We start from the raw sequence: 10,110 nt of genomic DNA, 5'->3' as shown, positions 1-10,110 counted from the left end.
GCTGAACGCGCTGCGAGGCGAGGTGAGACGGCGCAGAGCACTGCGGATTCGCTTGACACAGTGCAGGAGTTTGACGGCGGGACGTCGTACGAGATTCGGGACGAGATCGAAGAGCTTCTGCGGCGGGATCTGCTCGGTCCGTGGGGTGACGAGGATGAGCGGTTGCCGTCAGGCGAACGGCCGCGCGAGCGGTACCTGATCGGCATGCTGGGGCCTCGGCACGACGCCAAGTCGGTGGTCGCCGATGCGAGTGACGTCCCGGACACGCAGATCGGGATCGAGGCCGATGCGAGTGACCCCGAGCTGCCGGAGATCTTGACGCCGCAGAGCCTCGGACGGATCTGGGCGTCATCCATGGGGATGGCGTTCGCGGTGCCAGAAGATGTCGACGTACTCACAGTCCAGTACGAGTGGGCGCGGTACGAGCGGCGACAGGCGACGGACGAGAAGGGCAAGATCACCAGGGCCTGGGAACGCGAACCGTTCGCCGGCGAGCGTCAGATCCGAGTCGATGGTGGCGCGAAGCAGGAGCGGCTGCCTCTCACGGCAACCACCGAGCACGAGCCTGGTGTACAGCTCGCTGCAACTGTAAGGCCGCGCGATGGGCGACTGGTGGTCGAGCTCGCGTTGATCAACGCTCAGGTTGAGCCACTCAGCGGCGACAAAGACCCCGCCTGGCTCTTCCAAACCAAACTGACGGTGACGGCCGCAGACACCAAAGCAGTCTTCCTGCCAGTTGAGGCAACCGGTTCGTCAGTGGACGACCCGGAGGACGTTCACCTTCAACTGCTCTACCGCCACCAGCACAGCTACGCAAGCGGCCGCAACGTCGCGGTCGATGCTCTCGTTCGTGATGGCGACGGCTCGGCGTACCAGCTCCAGACCAACTGGCTGCCCTCGTACGAGGTGCCGGCGACGGTCGCGCCGACTGGCAGCGAATCTCCGCTCGCCGACGTCGAGCTCTCTATGGACGTACTCGCAAAGGCGACACCGGAGACACTCGCCACAGGGCTACAGCCGCTCGTTGCGAAGTACCGCGACTGGATCGAGACGCGGGAACGCGAAATCGACAGCCTGCCGACCAGGCTGCAGCCGTCTGCCCGTGTGGCTGTCATCGAGGCACGAAAGGCGGCGGACCGGATCGAGGCCGGTGTAAGGCTTCTCGCGGACCCGACGGCCGACCGCCACGCGGAGGCGCTGGACGCGTTCCACTTTGCCAACGAGACAATGGCCCTGCAGCGCCGCCACACATCGATCGCCCGGATCCGCCAGGACGAAGGACTCGACTATCGCGAGGCCGCGGCAAAGGTCGAGGCCGACGGCGCGAAGGCCGCGTCGTGGCGTCCGTTCCAGCTCGCGTTCGTGTTGCTGAACCTGCCGTCACTGACGGATCCGACACATCACGAGCGTGCGGCCACGCCGGACGCGATCGTCGACCTCCTATTCTTCCCGACCGGGGGTGGCAAGACCGAGGCTTACCTCGGTCTCACGGCGTACACGCTCGGCATCCGCCGCCTTCAGCGGATCGTGGGCACCGGGCACGACGCACGCGACGGCCTCGCCGGCACCGCCGTGCTGATGCGCTACACGCTGCGTCTCCTCACCGCCCAGCAGTTCCAGCGCGCGTCCGCGCTGATCTGCGCGGCCGAGGTGCTCCGCCAGGCGGACGAGAGCCGTTGGGGGACCGAGCCGTTCAGGATTGGCTTGTGGGTCGGATCGGGAGTTTCCCCGAACTGGTACGACGACGCGGCGATGCAGATCTCCGAGGCGCGCGCCTCCGGCGATGGGCGCCATACCAACGTTCTCCAGGTGCTCGCTTGTCCCTGGTGCGGTACGCCGTTGCGCACCGAGCGGGACCTCGAGTTCAACGACGAGCAGCGACGGGTGTTGCTCCACTGCCCGAACGATGAGGGCGTTGACGCGTGCCCGTTCTCGCGTCGTCGTACGCCTGACGGTCTGCCCATCATCACCGTCGACGAAGAGATTTACCGTTACGCGCCGAGCCTCGTTATAGCCACCGTCGACAAGCTCGCGCAGCTCCCCTGGCGGGGCTTCGCCGGCCACCTGTTCGGTCACGTCACCGAGATGTGCCCGCGGCACGGATACCGACACCCCGACCTCGATCCGCGGGTCAAGTGCGGGAGCCGACACAACAAGAGCAAAGGCGGTCTCGACGCGGTCGTCAGCCACCCGGTCCGAACACTCCGGCCTCCGGACCTGATCATCCAGGACGAGCTGCACCTCATCTCTGGCGCGCTCGGAACCACGGTCGGCTTGTTCGAGGCCGCCGTGGATCAGCTCTGCACGTGGTCGGTAGACGATCATCAGGTCGGACCAAAGATCGTTGCCTCGACAGCCACGACAAAGCGAGCGCGGGCCCAGGTGCTCGGCCTGTTCGCACGCGAACTCGCGGTGTTCCCGCCGCAAGTCTCGGACGTCCGCGACACGTTCTTCTCCCAGCAGGTCGAGATCACGCCCGACCAGCCCGGACGTCGCTACCTCGGCATCTGTGCGCACGGCGTCCGCATGAAGGCGGCGGAGATCCGTCTGGCGGAGATTCTGCTGCTCGCCGGTCAGACCGTCTTCGACCGGCACGGCGCCGCGGCCGATCCGTACATGACTCTGGTCGGCTACTTCAACGCAGTCCGGGAGCTGGCCGGAATGCGGCGGTACGTCGATGACGACGTCACGACCCGTGTACGCCGAGACGGCCGCCGACTGCGCGGGATCTCGAACCGGATCATCACCCGGACCGGCATGCTCGCCACCCAGGAGCTCACCTCCCGGATCTCCTCAGGGGACATCAGCGATGTCCTGGCCCGGCTCGAGTTCGGGTTCGACGACGAACTCGACACCAGCGCCCGGCGGCGCGCGATCGCGGACGACTTTCGCGAAGCGCTGAGCGGCAGCAGCCGCGCCCGGCGTGAGCCCCACGAACTCGCGAACCGCTCGAGCGAGCGCCGGCGCAGCGGCAGAGATCCGGTCGACGTCGTGCTGGCAACGTCGATGCTGCAGGTCGGCGTCGACGTATCCCGCTTCGGTCTGATGATGGTCAACGGTCAACCGAAGAACACGGCCGAATACATCCAGGCGACGTCGCGCGTCGGCCGTGATGCGAAGCGGCCAGGTCTGGTCGTCACGCTCTACAACTGGGCACGCCCGCGGGACCTCGCCCATTTCGAGGACTTCGCTCACTATCACGCGACGTTCTACCAGCAGGTGGAGGCGCTCTCAGTCACGCCGTACACCCGGCGCTCACTCGACCGCGGAGCGGCCGCCACCTTCGTCACAGCGGTCCGCCACGCGAGTACGGCGTACTCCCGAGACGTCGACGCACACGACGTACCGCTGGATGCACCGCTGGTGCAGGAGATCGTCGAGCGTCTCGCACGGCGCGCGGAGCATGTCGATGGCCCGCGCGGACGACGGCACTTCGAGGAGAAGGTCCGCGCGATCGTCGATCGCTGGCAGGACAAGAAGTCACGCCCGGCTCGACTGGCGTACGAGGCGTCCCGACGAGACAAGGAGCAGCTGCAACCACTTCTGGAACGTGCTGGCAGCAACAAGTGGGATGTGCTCACCGTCGGGCTTTCGATGCGCGAAACCGAACCGGACGTCAATCTGCTCGTGCCGGGAGGCGACCAGCTGTTCGCGCCTCTGTTCAACGCACCGGCATGGTCGTTCCGGGCCCAGGACTCCGATGGCGTCGCAGGAGCTGACGAGGACGGGGAGAACGAATGAACGGCAAGCACTACCGCCGCGTCGGGTCAGCCCGGCCCAGCCATCTAATGTTCACCAGCGGAGTTGGTGCGCTCGTAGACCTGCCCAACTTCTCCGTGCTCGTGCAAGGCCTCGACGAGTGGCAGTACGGCGCCGTGCCGGCTGAGCTGCAGACGATCGTCGACGTTCCACCGCACCTCATGCGGGCGGTCCGGAAACTCGCCGGAAGGTCGATCAAGGAACTTCGCCCGGCGCCCTGGCTGCCGGAGGCCGACCAGCTCGGCGGCAACGATCCCGCACTACGCGTCGGCGCGCCCGCCGTGCCGTTCCCGGGCTGGCTTCGCTGCACGGCGTGCGACGAGCTCGCGCCGATCGCGTCGAAGGCATTCGGCTTCGAGAACAGTCGCGTACGACGCCCGCACGATGCCCGCTTCTTCCACGCGAACTGCGGGCGCAAGCGCGGCCGGGCGCCCCTCGCGGTCGCGGCCCGGTTCGTGCTCGCCTGCCAGGCGGGTCACCTCGACGACTTCCCTTACGTACTGTTCGTGCACGGCGGGGGCAGCTGCCCTGAGGGACTGGAGAATCCGCGGCTGCGGATGGAGGACCACGGTGGCATGCTCGGTGCGAACGTCCAGATCACCTGCTTGGCCTGCAATTCCCGCCGCAACATCCGACAGGCGCTGGGCGAACGCGGCCGGGAGAATCTGCCGTTCTGTCGCGGCCGGCATCCACATCTGGGTAACCACTTCGAGGAGTGCGGCAACGAGGCGAAACTACTAATCGTTGGCGCATCCAACCAATGGTTCGCGCAGACTCTCAGCGCCTTGGCAGTTCCTAAGCCGGCCGCCGATGAGCTACAGCTCAAGGTTGAAACCCACTGGGCGGCCCTGGAGGCACTGCCCGGTCTGGAGATGATCCCTTACCTGCGGACCGTTGTCCCTGCGCTACGCGAGTTCGAGAAGTGGAGCGACGAGCAGCTCTGGGACGCCGTACAGGCCAGGCGAACCGCGGGAGAACCGGGTGACGAAGACGACGCTCTTCCCGATTTGCTCGCCCCGGAGTGGGAAGTCTTCACTGCTGATCGGGCTCCGGATCCATCCGACGACTTCACGATATCCCGGTCGGCAGACGGCGTACCTGCCTTGCTGAAGAACCTATTCGACGATGTGGTGCAGGTCGAGCGCCTGCGGGAGGTCCGTGCCCTGGCGGGGTTCACGCGACTGGACGCACCCGACCCTGAGGACCCGGACCTCGTCGCGCGGGTGAAGCTGTCGCGAAGCGATCCAAGCTGGCTTCCCGGTGCGGAGGTGCGCGGCGAGGGGATCTTCCTGCGCCTGCCCGAGGAGCTGATGCGGGACTGGGAGACACGCGTCGAGCCCTCTCCCGAGATGCGCCAGCACTTCGAGGCGTACGGGCGTTTCCGAGCAAACCGATACTCCGACCGAATCAAGGGAGGATTCGATCCGTTCGACGGGTGGCCCGGCGAGCGGTACATCGCGCTGCACACGCTGTCGCATCTGCTGATCCGAACGATCGCCCTCGATTGCGGTTACAATGCCGCGAGCCTGTCGGAGCGGATCTACACCACATCACGCGACGGGGAGCCGCGCGCCGGAATCCTCATCTACACAGCGGTTCCGGACGCCGAGGGCACACTCGGCGGCTTGGTTTCACAAGCCGAACCACGCACCTTGGAACGGCTCGTCAGGCATGCTTTGCACGAAGCGATGCGTTGCTCGTCGGATCCGTTGTGTGCGGAGCGGCTTCCGCACGCCCCGGCGGACTTCCTGCACGGTGCCGCTTGCCACGTCTGCCTGTTCCTGTCCGAGACGACCTGCGAGCGAGGCAACCGATTCCTCGACCGGAGGTTCGTCGTTCCGATCGACGATCCGGAACTGGCGCTGTTCCGGGACCTGCCGTGAACGACGTCGCCGTCGAGGGTCCGATCGACCAGCTCGGGTTGAGCGGCGTTGCCTTTGCGGAACGATGGGGCCCGGCCCGACTCCGCAGCACACTCGAGAAGGTGGGTGCCGGCGTCTCCCCCGAGGTTTTGCGGTCAACGGCCCACAGCACTGAGTACGCCGAGTGGATCGACGCGCTGCGGTCCGCGATCGAGCAGTCCGGCCGAGCGTTCATGGAGGCCCTGGCGTTGTTGGAGGGCATCGCCACCGGCTACACACGCGGCGCGAGTTCCGTGCGCGCAGAGCTGGTGTGGAGCGGACCGAGTACCCATCGTGTCCCTGTGCGCTCGACTGCGCAGGTTCTGATCGACGTCGTTGAAACAGCCGAGCACGATGTGTTGCTCATGACGTACTCCGCCAAGCCCTATCCACCGTTGCTCGCGGCCCTGACCGCGGCTCGGGGACGAGGCGTTGCAGTCGCTGTGATCGTCGAAACAATTCAGGGCGCCGCCGGCGCCATCGTCGGTTCGGAGCCGGCAACAGCATTCCTCGATGTACCAGGCGTCGAATTGTGGCACTGGCCGACCGCCCGGCGGGCCGATTCTGGCTCGAAGATGCACGCCAAGTTGGCAGTCGCCGACGGTCGGATGCTGTTCGTCTCCAGTGCGAACCTGACGCAGTCGGGCGTTGCCAAGAACATCGAAGCCGGCGTCCTGATCCATGGTGGGTCCGCCCCGAAGCGCGCGGTCGAGCACATTCGAGAGCTCAGAGCGAGCGGGGTACTGCGTCGGCTGCAGGTCGGCGAGCCCGGGACGGTGGGTCGATGACCAGGTCCGACGTCACGGTCGCTGCGCTGGATATTGCCCGGATCGCCGGCGTGGGTCGCGCCGCCGTCAGCAACTGGCGCCGCCGGCATCCGGACTTCCCGCAACCGGTCGGAGGATCGGCGAGCAGTCCGCTGTTCTCCCTGGGCGATATCGAGAACTGGCTCGGAGAACACGGAAAGACGTTCCGCATGAGCGATGTCGATCGTCTCTGGCAGCTTCTGCGCGCCACTGTGGATGATCTGCAGCTCGGCGAGTTCATGGGTCACCTCGGCACCTTCCTCGTGCTCGTGCATCGCCGGCCCAACGCCCTGGTGAATCTTGCTCAAATGTCGCCAGCGAAGTTGGCGGTCGCACAGCGCGAGGATGCCGCAGCGATCCCCGGCAACTTCCCGACGACCTTTCCCGACAGCTGGCTCGCGATCTTTGCCGACGCGGCCGAACTGGCCTCGACCGAGACGGCGGCGCACATCTACGAAGGTTTGTGCGAGCAGTATTTCGAGATCACCTCGCGTCGCGGGACCTCCGCATCAGGTGACGTCGCGAGCCTCGTTCTCGATCTGACCGCCGACCTCGTACCGACCGGATCGTCCGTCCTCGACCCGTCGTGCGGCACAGGAGATCTCCTGGTGGCGGCGCGCGCACGTGGCCTCAGACCAACGCTTGGCCAAAACGCCAACGAGGCCGCAGCTCGGATATCCGCCGCACGACTCCTGCTCGGCGGCGGCTCGGACGCAGACGTTCGGATCCACCTTGGCGACGCCGTCCGCGCGGACGCGTTCAATGACGAGACAGCAGACCTCGTTGTCTGCGATCCGACCGTCGAGCGGTCCTGGGGATACGACGAGCTGGTCGCGGATCCACGGTGGGCGTACGGGCTCCCACCCCGGACCGAGCCAGAGCTGGCCTGGTTACAGCAGTGCCTCGTGCATCTCCGGCCTGGTGGGGCGGCGGCTGTCATCCTGCCGTCAGCGGTCGCCGGACGACGAGCGGGCAGGCGAATTCGGGGCAACCTGTTGCGTGCCGGCTTGGTACGGGCCGTCATCGGTCTTCCCCAGAGCACGGGTCTATCCGGACCGCGAGATCTCTGGGTCCTCACGCGGAGCGATGGAGGCGACGTACCCCAGCATGTACTGCTGACCGATCATTCTCTCGACGTCGGAGAGATCCGGTCGGCCTGGCGGGCGTTTTTGAAGTCCGAGGCGCTGCCGCCCGCAGCCAACGCCGTACGAGTCATCGACGTACTCGACGACGAGATCGATCTCAGTCCCGCACGACATGTCAGTGCCGACAACGGGTCGGACGGTGCGTACTCCGAGCTCGCAGGCCGATGGACGCTGCTCGTGGCGGGGCTTGGGGAAGGCCTGCCCGAACTGAACACAAACACAAGTGGTTCCGCTGCCAGCCACACGACTGTCGGCGAATTGGCGAAAGCCGGTCTGATCAGCATTCAGCTGGCGCCACTGAAAATGAGCTCCGACACCGGTTCCCAGCCGGTCCTGACCGCACACGACGTACGGCATGGGAGTGGACCGTCGGGTCGCGCCGAGCCCCTGCCCGGGGCAATCGAACTCGCGCGCGGCGATGTCGTCGTGCCAGTCCTGCGCGATGGCCAGGTGCGGGTCGTGGAGGAGTCCGGTGCACTGCTCGGACCGAATCTCGTTCTGTTGCGACCGGACCCGGAGCGGCTCGATCCCAATTTCTTGGCCGGGTGCGTTCGCTCGGCGGCACACGAGTCAGCGACGCGGTCGTCGACGGCCTCGGCGCGGTTTGATGTCAGGCGCGTTGGTATGCCACGGCTCGGCATAGACGAACAGCGCCGATGGGGCATGGTCTTCACCTCCCTGGCAGCGACCGAAGTTAGGCTCCGCGAACTAGGAGATGTCGGGCGGCAGCTCATCCGCTCCGCTCGCCGAGGGCTCATTCACGGCGATCTGCGTCCCCGCGAGCCGGAGGATTCATGAGCAGGCGTGTTATCGGTGGACGCTACGAACTCGAGGCCTTGCCCTTGGCACGCGGCGGTATGGGTGAGGTCTGGGTGGGTCGCGATGTGAGGCTGGAGCGCGAGGTGGCCGTCAAGTTCCTCCGCCTCCCCGACGGCGCACCGGACGAAGAACTCGTCCGGCGCTTCGTCCGCGAGTCACGCATCACGGCGAGGCTCGAGCATCCGGGAATCCCGGCGGTGTACGACGTCGGCACCGACGACGACCGGCCATATCTCGTGATGCAACGAGTCCACGGCAGCACGGTCGCAGACGTCATAGCCGAGAACGGTCCGTTGCCGATCGACTGGGCCGCCGCGATCGCGGCCCAGGTGTGCGCCGTACTGACCGCTGCACATCGAGCATCTCTGGTGCACCGCGATCTCAAGCCTGGCAATCTGATGTTCTCTCCGGACGGCACGGTGAAGGTGCTGGATTTCGGTCTGGCAGTAGCGCTCGATCTCGCCGACATCTCACACATCACTCGCACGGGCCAGACGATCGGCACACCGGCGTACATGGCCCCCGAGCAGGTGATGGCCGCGCTGAGCGGGCCGCGCAGCGACCTATACGCACTCGGCTGCTGTCTGCACGAGATGCTGACGGGGAGACAGACCTTCGGCGGACCGACGCCGTACTCCGTGATGAACAAGCAGGTGAGTGAGCGACCGGTGGCCACTCGCCACACGCGATCCGATGTGCCGGCAGAACTCGACAGCCTCGTGCTTGAGCTGCTGGAGAAGCAGCCAGATGACCGCCCGGACAGCGCCGAGGTCGTATTCGAGCGGCTGCGGCCTTTCGTGAAGGACCTGGGACCGCTGACACCGGTGCTGCGCACGACGGACGGCTACGACGCCGTACGCATGTACGCCGCTGTCCTTGCGCAGGTGACTCCAGGGGTTCGTCCACGGGCCGCGAAGGGTCCTGAGGCACGAATCGAGCCCCACGGCGTCCAGTTCAGCCGTGGGCGCCTGGATCGAGCCCGTCAGGAAGCCACCGAGCTCATCGACCAGTCTCGCTTCAGTCAGGCAGCCCAGGTCCTCGATGCCGTGGCGGGGCCGGCGACCCAGGCGTTGGGAGCGGCTGACCCGGCCGTCCTGAGCCTCCGCCACGAACTGGCGAACGTGCTGTTCGAAGGGGGCGACTATCGGAATGCCGCTCCGGTGTACCGCAGGCTGGCGATGGATATTGCCGAGCACAACGGCCACGACTCCGAGCTGGTGTTCCGCTGTCGGCTTCAGGAGGCTACTTGTCGCGCGTTGATCGGAGAGACCAACGAGGCGATCGCCCAGCTGAAGGCTTTGCTCGAGGACATGACTCGCGTCCACGGCGCTACGGACGCCGGCAGCCTCGACCTGCGCCAGCAGATCGGTCTATTACTCCTCGGCTCCGGCCGGGTTCCCGAGGCGACTGGGGTCTTCGCCGCGCTGTCGGCGGACCTCGAACAGCTCCACGGCCACGATCACCCCTTGACCGCAAAGATTCAGGGACTTCTCGACGGCGTCCGGCAACGGGAGGCATGAGATGCCCAAACTCGGAATCGACCGAGACTTCCTGCGCGAGTATGCCCGGATGGATCGCAAGCTCCAGGACCGCGTCCAGGAGGTGTTCGCGAAGTTCGATGCAGCCACGCACGCGGGCATCCATCTCGAGAAGATCACCAACGCCCGCGACGACCGGTTC

Annotated in this window: 5 protein-coding genes; all 5 read left to right on the top strand. The window is 66.4% G+C overall.

All coding sequences use genetic code 11. From position 1 onward, the window contains the following. Positions 1–60 precede the first annotated feature (60 nt). Genes drmA through EV137_RS23320 form a run of 5 tightly spaced genes read left to right on the top strand, consistent with a single transcriptional unit; the run spans position 61 to position 9,950 of the window. The gene (gene drmA / locus EV137_RS23340; RefSeq protein ID WP_166679984.1) at positions 61–3,741 is read left to right on the top strand and encodes a DISARM system helicase DrmA; all 3,681 of its coding nucleotides are present in this window, start codon (positions 61–63) and stop codon (positions 3,739–3,741) included. Further along, positions 3,738–5,642, top strand: a complete 1,905-nt coding sequence (gene drmB, locus EV137_RS23335) for an MrfA Zn-binding domain-containing protein (protein ID WP_134130719.1) — start codon at positions 3,738–3,740, stop codon at positions 5,640–5,642. The genes drmA and drmB overlap by 4 nt, the downstream gene beginning before the upstream one ends. Further along, on the top strand, positions 5,639–6,448 hold the full coding sequence (gene drmC / locus EV137_RS23330; protein WP_202871082.1) for a DISARM system phospholipase D-like protein DrmC: 810 nt from the start codon (positions 5,639–5,641) through the stop codon (positions 6,446–6,448). Before drmB ends, drmC begins: the two co-directional genes overlap by 4 nt. After that, positions 6,445–8,409: an N-6 DNA methylase gene (locus EV137_RS23325; protein WP_134130718.1), complete on the top strand. Its 1,965-nt coding sequence runs from the start codon at positions 6,445–6,447 to the stop codon at positions 8,407–8,409. The genes drmC and EV137_RS23325 overlap by 4 nt, the downstream gene beginning before the upstream one ends. After that, on the top strand, positions 8,406–9,950 hold the full coding sequence (locus EV137_RS23320; protein ID WP_134130717.1) for a serine/threonine-protein kinase: 1,545 nt from the start codon (positions 8,406–8,408) through the stop codon (positions 9,948–9,950). Before EV137_RS23325 ends, EV137_RS23320 begins: the two co-directional genes overlap by 4 nt. Positions 9,951–10,110: the final 160 nt, after the last annotated feature.

Source organism: Kribbella pratensis, from assembly GCF_004366075.1.
GTDB lineage: Bacteria > Actinomycetota > Actinomycetes > Propionibacteriales > Kribbellaceae > Kribbella > Kribbella pratensis.
The sequence above is the reverse complement of the archived record's forward strand: the minus strand, read 5'-3'. Positions and strand labels throughout refer to the sequence as shown.